Below are 17751 nucleotides of genomic sequence, written 5' to 3'. Positions count from 1 at the left end.
ACTGGGCGGCGCTGAGCTAGGTGCGCTGGAGGGGGTCGGGCCGAGCGCGGGGGCTCGGTTGCCGCCGGCCGTCTGTCGTCGGGATGACGGTGACCGTTGTTGCTGCTGCGGCAGGGGTAGGGGCCCGGCGTACGGCACTGAGCCGGGACCGCGAGGGGGCGCTGGGTGGGTGGCCGTGCCAGGGCGCAAGGGCCGGTTTCCGCCGGCCGTCTGCTGATGTGACGGTGACCGACACTGCTGGCCCGGTCCCGCTGGTCCCGTCCCGCTGGTTCGGTGGCGCGACGGGGGAGGGGCGTCGGGTGCCGGCGTACCGGCTCTGGCCCCCTCTTGGCCGCCCGTCCCGGCGACCGCCGGGACGGGCAACGTCTGACCGGCCACCGCCCGCAGACCGCCGACCATCGCTTACTCACCATCGGTCGTCGGCAGTGGGGCGTCGGCTGATGGCCGGCGATGGCGGAGCGCCGACCGTCGGTCGCCGACGCCACGGCCACGGCCACTGCCCGCCACCGGCCACCGGCCAGCGCCCATCGGCACCGGTCGGCTGACCAGTCAGCCGACCGCCGGTCGAGGCCGCTCACCCCGTCACCGGTCGTCGATCCGCAGATACCGCAGCGCCCGGGCGACCAGCGCCATGATGTCCGCAGGCGCACCCTCCGCCCCTGCGTCCGCAGGCCCTCGCTCCGGTGTCGGGGCCGGGGCCGGGGCAGGGGCCCGCCCCTTCCCCCCGTCCCGCCGCGCGGCATCGGCGCGCGGGGCGAGGCGCGCCGCATCGCCCTCCTCCCGCGCCCAGTACTCCATCGCCACCGTGATCGCATCGATCAGCGCCGCGGCCAGCAACCGGGTCTCCATGCTGTCGGGGTCACCACCCGTACGCGGGGCGAGTACGGGCGCGAGCCGGTCCTGCATCTCCCGCCCCGCCGCCAGCCACCGCGTACGCAGTGCCGGCACCGCCCCCATCACCCGGAGCAACCGCCGTGCCCGGTCCGCGTCGGCCAAACGCCGCAAGGACTCGGGCGCGGCAAAGGCCGCCTCGACGGCCTCGGCCAGCGGCTGATCGGCCGGCAGGGCCGCCAACCGGTCGACGAGCCCGCTGACGCTGGAGGTGAACACCGGGGTCAGCGCATCCTCCTTGGCCGGGCAGTACCGATAGAACGTCCGCAACGAGATCCCGGCCGCCGCCGCGATGTGCTCGACCGTAGTCGCCTCGTACCCGTGGTCGGAGAAGAGCGTGGCCGCCGCCTCGGCGATCGCCATCCGCGTCGCCTGGCGCCGGTCTTCGCTGAACGACGGCCGCCCGCGCCCCGCTGCCATCCGCGCCCCTCCCTTCCCCGTAACCCCGGGGGCAGGGCGCCAGCTCCTGCCGCCCGCCCCGGTTGTCATGCCCACCCGGTAGCCAAGTGGGGTCACTCTGCCACAGCCAGGCCCGCCCCCCTTATTGGCCTCACTGGCAATTGGCCTTATTGGCATGGCGTGCCACTTAATCTAAGTTGACTGCCAGACCGCCGAGTTGCTTCTCCCTTCCCGCTCTCTCCACGAGGTTCCGCCGCCGTACGCATCACTCATCCCCAAGGAGCCGGCCAATGCCGACCACGCCTCGTACTCCCTCCGCCCGTACGCCCGACTCCGCCTCCGCGCCCCGCACTTACCTCATCACCGGAGCGGCATCAGGCATCGGCAAGGCCACCGCCGCCCGCCTCCGTGCCGCGGGCCACACCGTGATCGGGGCCGACCGCACCGCCGACGCCGACGGAGTCGCGATCGCGGCAGACCTGGCCACGGACAGCGGCCGCACCCAACTGGCCGACCAGGCCAGCGAACTGTCCGGTGGCCGCCTCGACGCCGTCATCGCCTGCGCCGGCCTCGCCCACTTCGCGACCACCACCGTCAACGTCAACTACTTCGGCGCCGTCGCCACCCTGGAACTGCTGCGCCCGCTGCTCGCCGCCGGCACTGACCCCCGCGCGGCCGCCGTCGCCTCCGTCGGCGCCGTCCATCCCACCGATCCGGCCATCGTCGACGCGTGCCTGGCCGGCGACGAGGCCGCGGCCACGGCAGCGGCACAGCACGCCCTCGACCGGGGCGAGGGGCACCTCATCTACGGCTCGTCCAAGGCGGCCCTCGCCCGCTGGGTACGGCGCGCGGCGGTCACCGACGACTGGGCCGGCGTCGGCATCCCCCTGAACGCCATCGGCCCCGGCACGGTGCTGACCCCGATGACCGAGGGCATGCTCGCCGACCCCGACGTACGCAAGGTCGTCGACACCACTGTCCCGATGCCGCTCAACGGCCACGCCCGCCCCGAACAGATCGCCCCCCTCCTGACCTGGCTCACCTCGCCCGAAAACACCCACGTCACGGGCCAGTTCCTCTTCATAGACGGCGGCGCCGAAGCCCTCCTCCGCCCCACCCCCTAACCGCTTCCCCCCCCGCCTCCGCCCCCCTCCCCACCTCCCCCGCGCTTCCCGTATCCCCACTTCGCCCCCGCAGTGCGCCGTCACGCCCCCGGACGCAGAACCCGCACACAGGTCAGGCGCTAGGCGGCAGGGCCCGAACCCCCGCCGAACCGCCCCACCTTCCCTCGCAGAACACCCCGTCCACCCGCCCCCGGGTTCTCAGGCCCGCCCGCGGGTTCGCAGGCCCGCCCGCGGGTTCTCAGCCCAGCCCCCGGGCGCGAAGCTCCGCGTTCTGGCGCATGACGCCCCGGCGTCAGTCCGTCCCGGCAGCGGCCTGGCGCGATGAGGCGGTGATGACCTGGAGGCCGTGGTCGGTGAATTCCTGCCGGGTGGATTCCTCCGCCCGGTCGTCGGTGATGAGGGTGTCGAAGACGTCCGCGTCACCGACCCGGGCGAAGCAGCGCTCTCCGATCTTGGACGAATCCGCGACGATCACGGCTCGCCGGGACCGCTCGGCCATGAGGCGGTTGATGCGGGCCTCGCCCTCGTCGTGCACCGTGGCCCCCATCTGCGGGTCCACGCCGTTCGCGCCGATGAACGCGATGTCCACCGAGATCTGTCGCAGCACCAGCTCACTGAACGGCCCGATCAGCTCGAACGACCGCGAGTGCGCCACCCCGCCCGTCAGCACGATCTTGATCTGCGGCCGTACGGCCAGCTCGTTGGCGATGTTGAGCGAGTTCGTCACGATCGTCAGGTGCGGCTGCGGACCGGCCTCCGCGAAGTCCGGCCGGGTCGCCAGCACCCGGGCGATCTCCGTGGTGGTCGTACCACCGCTGAGCCCGACCACGTCACCGCGCTCGACCAGCCTGGCCGCCGCCTGTGCCACCGCCTCCTTCTCCGCCGCACGATGAGCATGCTTGTAACGGATGGGCAGGTCGTACGCCACGGAGCTCAGCACCGCACCCCCGCGCGTCCGCGTGAGCAGCTGCTGCTCGGCCAGTGCGTCCATGTCACGGCGCATGGTCGCGGCCGATACCTCCAGCGCGGTCGCCGCCTCCTCGACCTCCACCCTGCCGCGTTCCCCGAGCAGCTCCAGCAGGGCATTCATCCGTTCATGGCGCTTCATACGGAGACCTTAACCGTCCCGGATCGTTCCCCTTCCGAGCGCTCACGGCCTCGCCGCCCGCTCTCCACCACGCGCTCTCGACGCCCCCCTTCCCGCCGGCACACTCTCACCGGCGAACGCCCAGCCGCACACTCGCAGCCACACACTCCCAGCCGTAAGCGTCGTGGCCCCGACCGCACACTCCCAGCCGGACGCTTTCAGCTCCCTGCGCTCACCGGGGGCCCAGCAGCCCGCGCGCCCTGTTCAGCCGCAGTCCGAGTCGTGGGTGCGCACTGTCCAGCCGCAGCCCGGAGCCCTCGGTACGCACTGCTCAGCCGAGCGGGCTTTTGGTCCCGCGTGCGCACGGCTCCGCGGAGCCCTCGGAACCCGGGTGCGCACTGCAGCCGCAACCCTCGGAACCCGGGTGTGCGCTGCTCAGCCGCAGACCGGAGCCCGCCGGGTAGGCACTACTACTCAGCCGTGGACTTTGGACTCCCGTGCGCCCGCACAGCCGCAGGCCTTCGGACCCAGGTCCGCGCTGCTCACCGTAGCCCGAAGTCCCGCCCCTATCGTCCGTCCCGCCTCGCTCGCATACCGCTCAGCCGCAGGCCGGTGTTGCCGGTGCGTACTGCTCGGGCAACGCGGTCTTCGCGCTGAGGGTGGTCAGTAGCCGGGCGGCCTCCTCGGTCACTGCCTCCCTTGCGGGGCCGACGTATTTGCGCGAGTCCACCAGGTCCGGGTTCGCGGCCAGTGTGTCCCGCAGGGAGCGGGTGAAGACCGAGACCAGGTGGGTGGATATGTTGATCTTCGTCATGCCTGCGGCGATCGCCCGGCGGAGCTCGTCGTCCGGTACGCCCGAGGAGCCGTGCAGTACCAGCGGCACCGGCAGCTTCTCGTGCAGCGCCGCGATCAGCTCCTTGTCGAGCACGGCCGTACGCTCCCGCATCGCGTGCGACGAACCGACCGCCACCGCCAGTGCGTCCACCCCCGTGGCCGTGACGTACGACAGCGCCTCGTCCGGATCGGTACGCACGCCCGGTGCGTGGACGCCGTCCTTGCCGCCCACCTCGCCGAGCTCCGCCTCGACGAAGATCCCGCGTTCGTGGCACCAGGCGGTCAGCTCCGCCGTCATCGCGACGTTCTCCTCGTACGGGAGGGCGGAGGCGTCGACCATCACCGAGCTCACGCCGGCCTCGACCCCCTCGTATATGAAGCGGTGCTGCGTGATGTGATCCAGGTGGACTGCCGTCCGCGCGGACGAGGCCGCCGCGAGGGCGAGGGTGGCGCGGGTGATCGGCGCCAGACTGCCGTGGTAACGGACGCAGTTCTCGCTGATCTGGAGGATGAGCGGGATGCCGGTGCGCTCGGCGGCGGCGACGAGCGCTTCCGCGGTCTCCAGGTGAATGACGTTGAAGGACACCGCGGCGACCCGTGCCTCATCGGCGGCCCGGACGATCTCTGACGTAGGGACGAGGGGCATGGTGCCGGCCTCCCTGGGGATGTGCGGCACTTGGGCCGCGTAGGACGGGTGGGCTGGGCGGTGCGGGCGGCCGGTGGTGGCCGTGGGCGGGGGCCCCTCTCAGGAGGCTGCCGCCGTGTCGAGCATGACCGAGCGGGTGAGGCTGCGCGGGTTGTCGGGGTCAAGGCCGCGGGCGCGGGCGCGCTCCAGCGCGACGCGGTGGATCAGCACGAGGTCGGCGAGCGGGTCGCGGGCGTGGGCCACGAACCGGGCGCCGGTCCGGCCGACTTCCTCCGCCAGCCCCTGCGGTGCCTCGCCGAAGAGCCAGGTGACGCGGCCGGGCGCGGCGATGGATATGGGGCCGTGCCGGTACTCCATGGCCGGGTAGGACTCGGTCCAGCTCTGCGATGCCTCGCGCATCTTGAGCGCTGCCTCGTTGGCCAGGCCGACGGTCCAGCCGGTGCCGAGGAAGGTGAACTGCTCGGCGTCTATCCACTCCTGGGCGACGGGAGCCGTCAGTGCGTCCTCGGCGTCCCGGATCGCGGCGGACAGGTCTTCGCCGAGGTGTGTACGGAGCAGGGCCAGGGCCGTGGTGGCGAACCGCGTCTGCACGACGGAGCGTTCATCGGCGAACGGCAGCGCGACGACTTCGTCGGACAGCTCCTTGGCCGGGGTGTCCGTGTCGCCCAGCAGGGTCACCGTGGGGATGCGGCCCCGCACGGCGTCGAGTATGCGGAGGACTTCCGTCGTGGTGCCGGAACGGGTGATCGCCACGACCATGTCATAACCGCGGTCGGTGCCGAGGAACGCCTCGGAGGCGGGGAAGGCGTCGGTGACGCCGGCGCCTGCCGCTTCGCGCAGCGCGGCGTAGGACTGCGCCATGAACCACGACGTGCCGCAGCCGATGACGGCGACGCGCCGGCCGGCCTTCGGCAACGGACCGTCCGCACTGCCGAGGCGCGCGGCCTCGCGCCATGTCTCCGGCTGGCTGCGCAGCTCCTGCTCCATGTGCGACGTGCTGCCCATGGCTTTCCCCACCCTTCCGTCCGCCGCCGACTGGCGCTGGATGATTGCCTGAACCCTCGACTGCTGCTCGAAACTGCAACTTTTGGCTTTACTGCAATCAACTGTACGCAGAATCGCGTCACGCCGCCATCCCTCGAACGAGTGAGCGGGGGTGGGTGGGAGGCATGAAAAAAGAGGGGTGCGCGAGCCGGGCGTCGGCTCGCGCACCCCTCTTTCCGGGTTCCGAGGTTCCGGGGTTTCTTCCGGGGCTTCGTCAGGCGGGAAGCTGCTGGCGGTAGGGCTCCAGGCCGGGAACGGTCTTGGTGGCGATGAACTCGGTGATCCGGTATTCGCACACGCCCGCCGCGACGAACGGGTCCTCCTGGGTGATGCGCTCCGCCGTCGCGCGGTCGTCGACCGACGCGATGATGACGCCGCCGTCACGCGGCTCCTTGCGGCCGGAGGCGAGGAAGTGCCCGGCGGCGTAGTGCTGCTCCAGCCAGGCGATGTGTCCGTCGAGCGCGGCGTCCACGCGGTCGAGAGGGGCGGTGTAGGTCAGCTCAAGTATGAACATCCCTGCAATATAGGACAGGTGTTGCAGAAGGCTGTCGCCGCGGTGCGGTTGACCGGAGCTGGCAAGTGGTCCGTTCGCAGCAGCGGGTGGGGCGTCGCGTGGCGGGCGGTCGGCGGGCCACCGAGGATGGAGCCGCACCGGTTTCCGCACGGGAAGGAACAGCAATGATGCGTCGCCTCACTGTCATGCTCACCGCCCTGTTCGCCGCAGGACTCCTCGCAACCGGGTCCGCCGCCGCAGCGGACCCCGGGGACGGGCCGGACCAGCTGACCCCGCGCGAACAGGCGGGCCTCGAATTCGCCGGCGAGGTACTCGGCGGGCTCTTCGGAGGCGGCCAGGGCTGATACGGGGGCCGCTGCGGCGGGCGGTCCGGTCGGCTGCGGGATACGGACCACGTCCCCGGCCGGGGCCTCGGCCGGTGCGCAATCACCGGCCGCCCCGCCGTCCGCCGCCTGACGCTCACCGGCCGCCCGGCACCGCCTCGACCGCCCGCTCGGCGGATGGCACTCACGGGCGCCGCCCGGCTCGCCCGCCCACCGCAGCGCGCTCATGAGCCGGTCACCTCGTTCGCGATGTGATGCGCCCAGTCGCGGACCCGGAACATCTCCGGGTGGTCGGCCAGCAGATCGCGGGCGGCCGACGAACGAGCCGCGCCTCCTCGGTCGAACAGGCCACGGGGGAGGCGGCCGGGACGGCCGCCGACCGTGAGGTGCCCGCGGGCACCGGTCTGGTTCATCGCCCGACGTGCCGAGGGCACCGGCGGTACGTCGGCCCCGCCGTCCTTCGATGCATCCGATGCGTCCGAGGTGCCGCTGCTGAAGAACCAGACGGGGCGGGAGCGCAGTTGCGCGGAGTGCCGGCGCGCGAAGCGGCGGGCGTCGCGGTGCCAGCGGTTCGCGCGGAGCTCGCCCCCGAGGACGACGGCGTCGTACGGGCCCACGCTCACGATCTCCGCGGCCGGGCGCACCTCGACGTCCAGGCCGTCCTCGCGCAGCACGGCGGCCACCTCTTCCGCGATGGCCTGGGTGAACTCGGTCTTGGTTCCGTAAGCGATCAGGACGCGGTACTTGGCCATGACCATGGGTCCCTGAATCTGGGTCTGGGGATGAGGATGGGGCTGGGGTTCTGGTTCCTGGCTGCTGGTTACTGGGTGCGCGGGCTCCTGCGTCTTCAGGGGGGAGTGGGGTTGTGGGGGCCTCCTAGGGGCGGGTGTGCGGTACGCGCGTCCGTAAGGGCTGCGGTCAGCGGCACCGGCAACGGGGCGGCGTCTCGTGTTCCGGTAGGTGTGCCGTTCCCCGTGCGTACTCCGCTTCCCGTACGCGTTCCGCGATGACCGCCGCCTGGATGCGGCGGCCGACTCTGAGCTTGGCCAGGATCGCGGAGATACGGTTCTTTACGGTCTTCTCGGCGAGGTAGAGACGCTCGGCTATCTGGCGGTTGGTCAGGCCCTCCCCGATGAGGTCGAGGATCTGCCGCTCCCGTGGGGAGAGGCGCGCCACCTCGGGCGGGACGGCGGTCGTCATCGGACCGCGCACACGGGCCAGTACGCGCGCGGTGACGTCGGGGTCCAGCGTCGAATGCCCGGCCGCCACCGCCCGTACGGCCGCCACCAGGTCGGCGCCCCTGACCTGCTTGAGCACGTAGCCGGCGGCACCGGCCATGATGGCGTCGAAGAGCGCCTCGTCGTCATCGAACGAGGTGAGGATCAGGCACGCCAGGCCGGGGAGCGCCACGCGCAACTCCCGGCACACACGGATGCCTTCGTGGTCGGCGCTGTCGGTGCGGGAGCCGAGGCGTACGTCGAGCACCGCCACGTGCGGCCGCAGTGCCGGGGCACGCGCGAGCGCCTGACGGGCAGTGGCCGCCTCGCCCACGACGCTCATGTCCGGCTCGGCGTCCAAGAGGTCGCGCAGGCCGCGGCGTACGACCTCGTGGTCGTCGAGCACGAAGACCCGGATACGGGGCTGCCCTCGGGGGCGCTCCCCGCCGCCGGTATCCAGGGCGATGCGCCCGGCTCCGCCCTCGTGCTGTGCTTCTTCCCCGTACTGTGCGCCGCCCTCGTGTTGTGCTCCGTCGCCGTTCCGAGGTTCATGCCCGTGCTGTGCTCCGCCCCCGTGTTGCCGGTCGTCGGTCCTCATCTCGGCCGCCCCTCCGCCGTTCCCCCGCCCGTCCCCGTGCCGTCCTCTGCCAGCCTCGTACGCGTCCGGGCGCACCGCCATGGCTCTACCGGCCTCATGAGGGCCGGGAGGGGCGTCAGAGCGCCACGGCGGGCGCTTCACGGGCCTGTTGCCGGGTTCGCGGGGGAGGCGGGTGGCCGGGGAGCGGGCGGCGTGGCGCAGGGCGGGGAGGGGAACGGCGCGGCATCGTGAGCGCTCATGTGGCGCCGGCGCCCGCAGCGCCGGTGGCACGGGCCCTTCCTGCCACGTCCGGAGTGACGCCATGACCGTTTCCGTCGTCCTGTTCACCGCCGATCTGCGACTGTACGACCAGCCGCCGCTGCGCGCGGCGTTGCAGCGGTCGCAGCAGATCGTGCCGCTGTTCGTGAGGGACGACGCCATCGCGGCCACCGGCTTCGCAACGCCCAACCGCACGGCCTTCCTGGCCGACTGCCTCACGGACCTCGATGCCGGGCTGCGCCAGCGGGGCGGCAGGCTCGTGGTGCGGTCGGGCGAGGTGGCCGCGGTCGTCCGCGAGGTCGCCGCCGAGGCGGACGCGGCCGATGTGTACATGTCGGCCGACGTCAGCGGCTACGCGCAGCGCCGGGAGGACCGGCTGCGCCGGGCCCTGGCCGCCGAGGGACGGCAGTTGCACGTGCACGACGGCGTGGTGACCGCCGTACCGCCCGGCGCGGTGACCCCGCAGTCCAAGGACCACTTCGCCGTGTTCGGGCCGTACGCGCGGCGGTGGGAGCAGCAACACCTGAGGAAGCCACTGGGCGCGCCGCGGACCGTACGGGTGCCGGACGGCATCCGCTCCGAAGAGATCCCCTCCCGGACGGCCGTGCGGGAGGTGTCGCCGGGGCTGGCCAAGGGCGGCGAGACCGAGGGGCGGGCGCGGCTCGCCGCCTGGGGGCGCGACGGCATCGCCGCCTACGAGGACACGCACGACGACCTCGCGGGCGACGCCACCTCCCGGCTCTCCGCGCATCTGCACTTCGGGACGGTCTCCGCGGCGGAGGCGGTGCACCGGGCGCGCGCGAGGGGCGGCCCCGGGGCCGAGGCCTTCGTGCGGCAACTGTGCTGGCGGGACTTCCACCATCAGGTGCTGGCCGCACGGCCGCGTGCGGCGACGGAGGACTACCGCACCCGGCACGACCGGTGGCGCACCGAGAAGGGGGCGCGCACGGAGGTCGAGGCCTGGCAGCAGGGGCGTACGGGCTACCCGGTCGTCGACGCCGCCATGCGGCAGCTGGCTCACGAGGGCTGGATGCACAACCGCGGGCGGCTGCTGACGGCGAGCTTCCTCGCGAAGACGCTCTACGTGGACTGGCGGGCGGGGGCCCGGCACTTCCTGCGGCTGCTGGTCGACGGCGACCTGGCCAACAACCAGCTCAACTGGCAGTGGGTGGCGGGCACCGGCACGGACTCGCGGCCCAACAGGGTCTTCAACCCCGTCACCCAGGGCAAGCGGTACGACCCGGACGGCGCCTACGTACACCGCTGGGTTCCCGAGCTCGCCGGCATCGGGGGCGCCGCGGTGCACGAGCCGTGGAAGCTGCCGGCCCGTGAGCGCGCACGGTACGACTACCCGGACCCGCTGGTCGATCTCGCGGACGGACTGGCCCGCTTCCGGCGCGCCCGCGGCAAGGAGTGAGCACACGGACGCGGCGTTCGTCGCCGCCTCGGGTGGCGTGAGTCCGCACCCCTGTAGGCCCGCGTCCGTAGCCCCCCGAAGGGCAGCCGTCAGAAGCGCTTGGTCTTCGGGGACGCGGCTCGGCTCCACGGGGGCCAGGGGGCGAGGCCGGGCGCGTTGGGGGAGCCGGTGGCGGTGAAGGCGGCCAGGGCGCTCCCGAAGGCGCGGGCCAGCGCGTGGTCTTCGGGGGCGACGGTGCCGAGCATCGGGGCCTCGGGATAGGCGTCGAACGTGCCGAACAGGAAGGGCAGCTCGGCGCAGTGGGTGGCGCCGAGGCCGTGCGGGTCGGGAACCGGGCGGCGGGTGAACCGGTACACGTGGGCCGGGGTGCCCTGGGCCGCGCGCAGACCGGCGATCTCGCGGACGCCGTCGCCGAAGACCCGGCCGGTGAGCGGGCCGACGCGGGACCGGTCCACCGCGGCGAACGCCAGGAAGGCCGTCATCTCGTCCTCCGTGGCGCCGAGCAGTAGCTCCTTGTTGCCCAGCGCACCCTCGGCGACGGCCTCCTGCCAGGTGCGCGGCACGCCCGGCCCGCCGAGCACCGGGTACATCGGCGGCGCCACCTCGCCCGGACGTGCCGAACGGGCGGCCAGCTGTCCGTAGGCGGCCACCAAGTGCCCGGCGGGCAGCATGCGCAACGCCCTGCCCAGGGCGGCCGGATCGCCGACGGGGTCGAGGCCGAGGATGCGCAGGTACGCGGAGGTGTTCTCGGCGGCGTCCGCCGGGTCCTGCGGGCGCAGGCCCCACGGCCCCGACTGTGCGATCACCCGCTGCACCAGATCGCCGGTGGCCGGATCGAGGGCGAGGGAGAGGGCCGCACAGGCCCCCGCCGACTGGCCGCCCACGGTGATGCGTCCGGGGTCGCCGCCGAACGCCGCCACGGTGTCGTGCACCCAGCGCAGCGCGGCGGCCTGGTCCTGGTTGCCCAGGTTCGCGGCACCAATGGCGGGCAGGTGGAGGAAGCCCAGCGGGCCCAGCCGGTAGTTGGCGGTGACCACGACGATGTCCCCGAGTGCGGCGAGCCGGGCGCCGTCGTACCAGTCCCAGCCGCCCGAACCGCTCGACCAGCCGCCGCCGTGGAACCACACGAGTACGGCGCGGGGCGGCGCCTCAGGGGCCAGCGCGGCGGCGGGCGTCCACACGTTGAGGTTCAGGCAGCCGTCCTCGTCCCAGTCCGGGGTGCGCGGCCCCATCACGGCCGCCAGCCGGGAGGCGGCCTGCGGCGCCGAGGGGCCGGGGCGCGCGGCGTCGCGCACGCCCTGCCGGCCGGGGTGCGGCAGGGGAGCGGCGAACCGGCGCTCGCCCACGGGGGACGCCGCGTACGGGACGCCCCGGAAGGCGGCGACCGGAACCGCGGCCTCTCCGGGGGCCGGCACGGGCTGCTCCCGTATGCCGCGCACCTTGCCCCTCCCGGTGGTCACCACCGGCCGCGCTTCCTCCGACGCCGTCATCGCCGCCCCTCCTGTGCCGCTGCTGTCCGATCCTGGTGCTGCTCGGCCGGTTCCCGGCCGTTCTCGCTCCGGTCCACCGTGCGTACCGGCCGCCACGGCGGCCCGGTAGCGTGGCCGGAACCATGACGATCAACGGAACCGTCTCCCGCGACGACGAACTGCGCAACTGGCCCGCCGACGAGGCCGCGGCCCGCGCCGCCCAGGATCGGCTGCGCCGCCACGTGGTCCTGGACGAGCCGGGGCCCGCACCGGACTTCGACGGCACGGTGGCCGGCGTGGACGTGGCGTACGACGACGAGCGGGGCGTCGTCGCGGCCGCGGCCGTCACGCTGGACGCCCGTACGCTCCGCGTCGTCGACGAGGCGACGGCGGTCGGCCCGGTGTCCTTCCCGTACGTCCCCGGGCTGCTCGCCTTCCGGGAGATCCCGACCGTGCTCGACGCGCTCGACGGGCTCGCCCGGGTACCGGACCTCGTGGTCTGCGACGGCTACGGACTCGCCCACCCGCGCCGCTTCGGGCTCGCCTGCCACCTCGGAGTGCTCACCGGCCTGCCGGTGATCGGCGTCGCCAAGAACCCGTTCACGTTCACCTACGAGGCGCCGGGGCCCGAGCGCGGTGCCACCTCGGCGCTGCGGGACGGCGGCGAGGAGGTCGGCCGGGCCCTTCGGACGCAGCCGGGCGTGAAGCCGGTCTTCGTGTCCGTGGGCCACCGCGTCGGGCTGGACCGCGCATGCGCCCACACGCTGCGGCTGGCGGCCTCGTACCGCCAGCCGGAGACCACCCGTGCCGCCGACGCGCTGTGCCGGCGGGCGCTGGCGGAGGCCTGAGGCGGCCGCTCAGCCGCGTTCCTCGACCACCCGGAAGCGGATACCGGCCCGCCGCAGCCGGTTCGTGAGCGCGTCACCCATGGCGACCGCCGTCGTCACCTGGCCCGCCGTGTCGGGGAGTTCGTCGTACGCCAGGCACAGGGCCGACTCGGCGAGCATCTTCGCCGTCTCGTCGTAGCCCGGGTCGCCGCCCGACACCTCCGTGACGACGCGCCGGCCGCCGCCCTCGCCCACGAAGCGGACCTTGAACCAGCTGCTCGCGCGGCGCGCCGCGTCCGGGCCGTCGCCCGGCGAGAGCCGTGCCGACAGCCATTCGCGCACCGGCGCGACCTGCGCGGCGCCGTACGCCGCACCCGCGCCCAGTACGCCGCCGACCACGACCGGAAGCCGCTTGACGCCGGCGTAGTGGCGGTAGCGGAAGTCCGGCCCGTACCGCTCGAGGGCCGCGGCGGAGCGGGCGATCACCTGCGGGTCCAGGGTCGGCAGCGGCACGCCCCAGACGCCCTGCTCGCGGATCGGCGCACCCGGGAGCGCGCGTACCGTGCGGCCCACCGGGCGCGGCTCCACGCGCTGCCTCTCACGGGCGGCGCGCACCATGCCGAGCGGCCGGGACATCACCGTGAGGGCGGAGGCCAGGGTGCCGCCCGAGAACGTGCCATTGGTGCGCACGATGCCGGTCATCCGCAGCGGTACGCCTTCGGGCAGCAGCCCCACCGTGTAGAGCACGCCGAGGTCGTGCGGGACGGAGTCGAAGCCGCAGGCGTGCACCAGACGCGCGCCCGAAGCGCGCGCCGCCTCGTGGTGGCGCACGTACATCTGGTCGATGAATTCCGGCTCACCGGTGAGGTCCACGTAGTCCGTGCCCGCCTCGGCACACGCCGCCACCAGCGGTTCGCCGTACTTCAGGTACGGGCCGACGGTGGTGGCCACCACCCGGGTGTCGGCGGCCACGGCACGGAGCGACTCGGGGTCGTCGGCGTCGGCGTGCAGCAGCGGCAGGTCGGCGCAGTGCGGGTGATCGGCCGCCAGGCCGGCGCGGAGCTGCTCCAGCTTGGCCTTGTTGCGCCCGGCCAGGGCCCAGCGGCAGCCCTTGGGGGCGTGCGCGGCCAGGTAGGCGGCGGTGAGCCGGCCCGCGAAGCCGGTGGCCCCGAAGAGGACGACGTCGTACGTCCGCCCCGCGTCGTCCTGTCGTCCCATGATGGCCCCTCCGTGTGAGCGAGTGCGGTGCGAGCACTTCCTTGTGGTCGAGAGCGCGGTCGTGCCCGTGGCCGGTGTGCTCGTCCCGACAGCCGGTGTGATCGTCTCGACAAGAGTCGCACGCTAGGGACGAGTTGTACGTGGCGTCAACACGCCCTTGGTGCCGCAGCCCCGCCCGCCCCCGTGGCAGGATCGCCGCATGCCCCTCCCCGCACCGCTCACCGGCGTCGTACCGCCCCTGTGCACCCCGCTCACCCCGGACGGCGAGGTGGACACCAGGTCGCTGGCCGCGCTCACCGGGCGGCTGGTCGACGCGGGGGTGCACGGGCTCTTCGCCCTCGGGTCCAGCGGTGAGGCGGCGTACCTCACGGACGCGCAGCGGCGCACGGCGCTGGACACGGTCGTGGAGACGGCGGCGGGGCGGGTGCCGGTGCTGGCCGGGGCCATCGACATGACGACCGCCCGGGTGCTGGAGCACGCCCGCGCGGCCGAGGCGCTGGGCGCGGACGCCGTCGTGGCCACCGCGCCGTTCTACACGCGCACCCACCCGGCGGAGGTCGCCGAGCACTTCACGCGGCTGCGGACGGCACTGGGCGTCCCGCTGTTCGCGTACGACATCCCGATGGCGGTGCACACCAAGCTCTCCGCCGACGTGCTGCTGTCGCTGGCCGCCGAGGACGTGCTGGCCGGGCTGAAGGACAGCAGCGGGGACGACGGGGCGCTGCGCCGCCTGCTGGTGCGGGTGCGGGAGGAAGGCATCGGCTTCTCGGTGCTGACCGGGTCGGAACTGGCCGTGGACGGCGCCCTGCTGGCCGGTGCGCACGGCGTGGTCCCCGGGCTCGGCAACGTCGACCCCGAGGGCTACCTGCGGCTGTACGCGCACGCCAGGGCGGGCCGGTGGGACGAGGCCGCGGCCGAACAGGACCGGCTGGCGGCACTCTTCGCCCTCACCGACGTCGGGGACGAGGCCGTGATGGGGCGCAGCTCCTCGGCGCTGGGCGCCTTCAAGGCGGCGCTGCACCTGTTGGGCGTCATCGACTGCCCGGCCACCGCAGCGCCGCAGCTGCCGCTCGGCCCTGCGGCCGTGAAGACCGTCCGCCGCCTGCTGGAGGACGCGGAACTCCTCTGACACGGGGGCTGCCCGCCCGGCGCCTCCTCGTGTACGGCGAGGCGTGCCGCCCTGAGGGACGGCGGCCGGGGCTCCCCTTTGCGGAACGGCGGCCCGCGCTGCCTTTCGTGCGGCACGGAGCGCACCGTTTCAAAGGCCGGCGGGCCGGCGCCCCCTCAGGAGGCAGGCTGCCACCCCGCACCCGGAGCCGGATTCCGCCCCCGGAGCCCAGCACCTCCTCACTCCGTGCGGTCCGCCTCGCGGCCCAGTGTGATGCCGCGGACGCCCTCCAGTTCGGAGAGGCGTTCCACCAGGTGGTGGGCGGAGGCGGTGCCTTCGAGGCGGAGGAGGACTTCGGAGGCGACGCGGTCGGGGGCCTCGGTGTCGGTCTCGACCTGGATGTCGGCCACCTGGAAGCCGCTGCTGGTGCACATCTCCAGCATCCGGCCCAGCAGGCCGTGCTGGGCCCGGTAGGAGAGCCGCAGTTCGAAGGTCTCCACGGACGGGGCCAGCGACATGCGGTCGGTGATCTTGGGGAAGCCGCGTACGACGAGGAAGTGCACGGCCGTCGAGGCGAGCGCGAGCAGCGGCAGGCCGCCGCCGCAGGCCATGCCGATGGCACAGGTCAGCCAGACCGTGGCGGCCGTGGTCAGGCCGCGTACGGCGTCCTTCTTCACGAAGATCAGGCCACCGCCGATGAAGCCGATGCCGGAGACGACCTGCGCGGCGACCCGGGAGGGGTCGAGTCCGATGCCGTGGATGCCGGTGACCGCCCCGAAGCCGTGTATCGACACCTCCATGAAGAGCGCGCTGCCGACGCCCACGAGGGTGTGGGTGCGCAGGCCCGCGCTCTTCTGGCGCGCCTCGCGTTCCAGCCCGATGAGGGAGGACAGCAGCAGTGCGATGGCCAGCTCGGCGATCTGGCGCCAGCCCTGGCCGGTGCCGGGGTCGAACAGTGCGGCGGCGAGGTGGGTGGAAGGCATCCGGTCATTCTCACCGCTGACGGCCGGGAGGCAACGGCGGTGGGGGCGACCCGCCCGCGAAGCCGCCCGGAAAGCGGCCCCGAGCGTGGCCCGGGAAGCGGCCCGAGAGCCGCCCGGAGAGCGGCTGCGGTGCCGGCGGGGGAGCGGCTGCGGTGCCGGCGGGGGAGCGGCTGCGGTGCCGGCGGGGGAGCGGCTGCGGTGCCGGCGGGGGAGCGGTGCCGAGGGCGGCCCGGCGAGCGCTCCGTAAGCCGCCGGGCAATGCCCCGGCCGCAGGGCCCGCCCCGGTCGCCCGGAGCCACCGTGACCAGCGCCCCGCCCTCGCCCCTGCGCCGTCCCCCTCCCGCTCCCGGAACCTCCCCGTGAGGGCTTGTGGAAAGTGGAACACGTTCTTAACATCTCGAGTGTTACAGCATTGGTGTCACAGACACCGCTCTGGATCTGGGGGCGCAATGGCGCAGACAGGGAACGGCCCGCTGAGCGGAGTGCGCGTGGTGGAACTCGCCGGTATCGGGCCGGGCCCGTTCGCCGCGATGCTCCTCGCCGACCTCGGTGCCGACGTCGTGCGCGTGGACCGCCCCGGCGGCTCCGGCATCAGCATTCCTCCGGCGCACGACCTCACCAACCGCGGCAAGCGCTCCGTACTGGTCGACCTCAAGGCCCCCGAGGGCCCGGGCCGGGTGCTCGACCTCGTGGAGCGGGCCGACGTGCTCATCGAGGGGTACCGGCCGGGCGTCGCCGAGCGGCTGGGCGTGGGCCCCGAGGAGTGCCTGGCCCGCAACCCCCGCCTCGTCTACGGGCGGATGACCGGCTGGGGCCAGGACGGGCCGCTCGCCGACACCGCCGGCCACGACATCGGGTACATCGCGCTCACCGGCGCGCTCGGCATGACCGGCACGGCGGACGGGCCGCCCGTCGCCCCCGCCAACCTCCTCGGCGACTACGCCGGCGGCTCGCTGTACCTCGTCATCGGCGTCCTCGCCGCCCTCCAGCACGCGCGCGGTGAAGGCGGCGCCGGGCAGGTCGTGGACGCCGCGATCGTCGACGGCACGGCCCACCTGACCACCATGATCCGCGGCATGCTGGAGGCCGGCGCCTGGCAGGACCGGCGCGCCGCCAACCTGCTGGACGGCGGCGCGCCGTTCTACGGCACGTACGAGACGGCGGACGGCGGCCACATGGCCGTCGGCGCCCTGGAGCAGCGGTTCTACGCCGAGTTCCTGCGGCTGCTCGGCATCGCGGACGAGGTGCCCCCGAGGGAGGACCTCGCCAAGTGGGGCGAGCTGCGTACGGCCATCGCCGACCGGTTCCGTACCCGTACCCGCGAGGAGTGGACGGCCGTCTTCGACGGGTCCGACGCGTGTGTGGCCCCCGTGCTGTCCCTCCGCGAGGCGCCCGGCCACCCGCACCTCGCGGCCCGCGGCACCTTCGTGGAACACGAGGGTGTCACCCAGCCGGCACCCGCGCCGCGCTTCTCCCGTACGCCGGGAGCCGTGCGCGGCGGCCCCGCGCTGCCCGGCGCCGACACCGAAGAAGTGGCCCGCGACTGGGACGTCCCGGCCCTGTCAGCCGCAGGCCCCGAGGGGCCGCCCGGCGCAGGTCCCGAGACCCCGACGCCCGCAGGCCCCGAAGGCCCGACCTCCGCTCGCCCCGAGGACCAGGCCCCCGCACGCCCCGAAGGCCCGACCTCCGCTGGCCCTGAAGGCCCGACCTCCGCTGGCCCCGAGGACCGGGCCCCCGCGCGCCCCGAAGGCCCGTCCAGCGCTGGCCCCGAAAGCCCGACCACCGCACGCCCCG

15 protein-coding genes and 1 pseudogene are annotated in these 17751 nt (G+C 73.9%); 6 read left to right on the top strand and 10 right to left on the bottom strand.

Annotation, left to right across the window (positions count from 1 at the left end):
- Positions 1 to 582: 582 nt before the first annotated feature.
- Entirely contained in the window at positions 583 to 1311 is a 729-nt protein-coding gene (locus tag C3486_RS24970; RefSeq protein WP_181138682.1) for a TetR/AcrR family transcriptional regulator, read from the bottom strand.
- Positions 1312 to 1580: 269 nt separating this feature from the next.
- Here C3486_RS24970 and C3486_RS24965 point away from each other — a divergent pair, with 269 nt between their 5' ends.
- The gene (locus C3486_RS24965) at positions 1581 to 2414 is read left to right on the top strand and encodes an SDR family oxidoreductase (RefSeq protein WP_103835005.1); all 834 of its coding nucleotides are present in this window, start codon (positions 1581 to 1583) and stop codon (positions 2412 to 2414) included.
- A gap of 292 nt (positions 2415 to 2706) precedes the next feature.
- Here C3486_RS24965 and C3486_RS24960 read toward each other — a convergent pair whose 3' ends face one another.
- The 4 genes from C3486_RS24960 to C3486_RS24945 form a co-directional block, all read right to left on the bottom strand.
- Positions 2707 to 3522 (bottom strand): DeoR/GlpR family DNA-binding transcription regulator, encoded by an 816-nt coding sequence (locus C3486_RS24960; RefSeq protein ID WP_103835004.1) that lies wholly within the window; start codon positions 3520 to 3522, stop codon positions 2707 to 2709.
- Between the two features lie 577 nt (positions 3523 to 4099).
- Entirely contained in the window at positions 4100 to 4981 is an 882-nt protein-coding gene (locus tag C3486_RS24955; RefSeq protein WP_103835003.1) for a class II fructose-bisphosphate aldolase, read from the bottom strand.
- A 99-nt stretch (positions 4982 to 5080) separates the two neighbouring features.
- Positions 5081 to 5986 carry an SIS domain-containing protein gene (locus C3486_RS24950; RefSeq protein ID WP_103835002.1) on the bottom strand — a complete coding sequence of 302 codons (906 nt, stop codon included), beginning with the start codon at positions 5984 to 5986 and terminating at the stop codon, positions 5081 to 5083.
- 253 nt (positions 5987 to 6239) lie between these two features.
- On the bottom strand, positions 6240 to 6539 hold the full coding sequence (locus tag C3486_RS24945; protein WP_103835001.1) for a YciI family protein: 300 nt from the start codon (positions 6537 to 6539) through the stop codon (positions 6240 to 6242).
- Between the two features lie 164 nt (positions 6540 to 6703).
- Between C3486_RS24945 and C3486_RS24940 the strand changes: the two genes are divergently transcribed.
- On the top strand, positions 6704 to 6883 hold the full coding sequence (locus C3486_RS24940; protein WP_103835000.1) for a hypothetical protein: 180 nt from the start codon (positions 6704 to 6706) through the stop codon (positions 6881 to 6883).
- Between the two features lie 203 nt (positions 6884 to 7086).
- Here the strand turns inward: C3486_RS24940 and C3486_RS24935 are convergent, their stop codons facing one another.
- Complete coding sequence (locus C3486_RS24935) at positions 7087 to 7614, bottom strand: flavodoxin domain-containing protein (protein ID WP_258052978.1); 528 nt, start codon at positions 7612 to 7614, stop codon at positions 7087 to 7089.
- Positions 7615 to 7780: 166 nt separating this feature from the next.
- On the bottom strand, positions 7781 to 8485 hold the full coding sequence (locus C3486_RS24930; RefSeq protein ID WP_374936913.1) for a response regulator: 705 nt from the start codon (positions 8483 to 8485) through the stop codon (positions 7781 to 7783).
- 493 nt (positions 8486 to 8978) lie between these two features.
- Between C3486_RS24930 and C3486_RS24925 the strand changes: the two genes are divergently transcribed.
- Positions 8979 to 10352, top strand: a complete 1374-nt coding sequence (locus C3486_RS24925; protein WP_103834997.1) for a deoxyribodipyrimidine photo-lyase — start codon at positions 8979 to 8981, stop codon at positions 10350 to 10352.
- Between the two features lie 89 nt (positions 10353 to 10441).
- Here C3486_RS24925 and C3486_RS24920 read toward each other — a convergent pair whose 3' ends face one another.
- Positions 10442 to 11842: a carboxylesterase family protein gene (locus tag C3486_RS24920; RefSeq protein WP_103834996.1), complete on the bottom strand. Its 1401-nt coding sequence runs from the start codon at positions 11840 to 11842 to the stop codon at positions 10442 to 10444.
- A gap of 122 nt (positions 11843 to 11964) precedes the next feature.
- Between C3486_RS24920 and C3486_RS24915 the strand changes: the two genes are divergently transcribed.
- Positions 11965 to 12669 carry an endonuclease V gene (locus C3486_RS24915; RefSeq protein WP_103834995.1) on the top strand — a complete coding sequence of 235 codons (705 nt, stop codon included), beginning with the start codon at positions 11965 to 11967 and terminating at the stop codon, positions 12667 to 12669.
- Between the two features lie 9 nt (positions 12670 to 12678).
- Here the strand turns inward: C3486_RS24915 and C3486_RS24910 are convergent, their stop codons facing one another.
- On the bottom strand, positions 12679 to 13866 hold the full coding sequence (locus tag C3486_RS24910) for a trans-acting enoyl reductase family protein (protein ID WP_103834994.1): 1188 nt from the start codon (positions 13864 to 13866) through the stop codon (positions 12679 to 12681).
- 199 nt (positions 13867 to 14065) lie between these two features.
- Between C3486_RS24910 and C3486_RS24905 the strand changes: the two genes are divergently transcribed.
- On the top strand, positions 14066 to 14995 hold the full coding sequence (locus C3486_RS24905; RefSeq protein ID WP_103834993.1) for a dihydrodipicolinate synthase family protein: 930 nt from the start codon (positions 14066 to 14068) through the stop codon (positions 14993 to 14995).
- 218 nt (positions 14996 to 15213) lie between these two features.
- Here C3486_RS24905 and C3486_RS24900 read toward each other — a convergent pair whose 3' ends face one another.
- Positions 15214 to 15957 (bottom strand): MgtC/SapB family protein, encoded by a 744-nt coding sequence (locus tag C3486_RS24900; RefSeq protein ID WP_103834992.1) that lies wholly within the window; start codon positions 15955 to 15957, stop codon positions 15214 to 15216.
- A gap of 449 nt (positions 15958 to 16406) precedes the next feature.
- Between C3486_RS24900 and C3486_RS24895 the strand changes: the two are divergent.
- Positions 16407 to 17537 (top strand): annotated as a pseudogene (locus tag C3486_RS24895) (CaiB/BaiF CoA transferase family protein); the annotation flags it as partial.
- Positions 17538 to 17751: the final 214 nt, after the last annotated feature.

This window comes from Streptomyces sp. Ru73, assembly GCF_002920575.1.
GTDB lineage: Bacteria > Actinomycetota > Actinomycetes > Streptomycetales > Streptomycetaceae > Streptomyces.
This window is presented reverse-complemented; position numbering and strand designations above follow the sequence as displayed.

Coding starts and splice junctions, on each gene's coding strand:
- C3486_RS24925 (WP_103834997.1), top strand. CDS start 8,979: ATGACCGTTTCCGTCGTCCTGTTCACCGCCGATCTGCGACTGTACGAC.
- C3486_RS24910 (WP_103834994.1), bottom strand. CDS start 13,866: ATGGGACGACAGGACGACGCGGGGCGGACGTACGACGTCGTCCTCTTC.
- C3486_RS24915 (WP_103834995.1), top strand. CDS start 11,965: ATGACGATCAACGGAACCGTCTCCCGCGACGACGAACTGCGCAACTGG.
- C3486_RS24935 (WP_258052978.1), bottom strand. CDS start 7,614: ATGGCCAAGTACCGCGTCCTGATCGCTTACGGAACCAAGACCGAGTTC.
- C3486_RS24960 (WP_103835004.1), bottom strand. CDS start 3,522: ATGAAGCGCCATGAACGGATGAATGCCCTGCTGGAGCTGCTCGGGGAA.
- C3486_RS24970 (WP_181138682.1), bottom strand. CDS start 1,311: ATGGCAGCGGGGCGCGGGCGGCCGTCGTTCAGCGAAGACCGGCGCCAG.
- C3486_RS24900 (WP_103834992.1), bottom strand. CDS start 15,957: ATGCCTTCCACCCACCTCGCCGCCGCACTGTTCGACCCCGGCACCGGC.
- C3486_RS24965 (WP_103835005.1), top strand. CDS start 1,581: ATGCCGACCACGCCTCGTACTCCCTCCGCCCGTACGCCCGACTCCGCC.
- C3486_RS24940 (WP_103835000.1), top strand. CDS start 6,704: ATGATGCGTCGCCTCACTGTCATGCTCACCGCCCTGTTCGCCGCAGGA.
- C3486_RS24945 (WP_103835001.1), bottom strand. CDS start 6,539: ATGTTCATACTTGAGCTGACCTACACCGCCCCTCTCGACCGCGTGGAC.
- C3486_RS24920 (WP_103834996.1), bottom strand. CDS start 11,842: ATGACGGCGTCGGAGGAAGCGCGGCCGGTGGTGACCACCGGGAGGGGC.
- C3486_RS24955 (WP_103835003.1), bottom strand. CDS start 4,981: ATGCCCCTCGTCCCTACGTCAGAGATCGTCCGGGCCGCCGATGAGGCA.
- C3486_RS24905 (WP_103834993.1), top strand. CDS start 14,066: ATGCCCCTCCCCGCACCGCTCACCGGCGTCGTACCGCCCCTGTGCACC.
- C3486_RS24950 (WP_103835002.1), bottom strand. CDS start 5,986: ATGGGCAGCACGTCGCACATGGAGCAGGAGCTGCGCAGCCAGCCGGAG.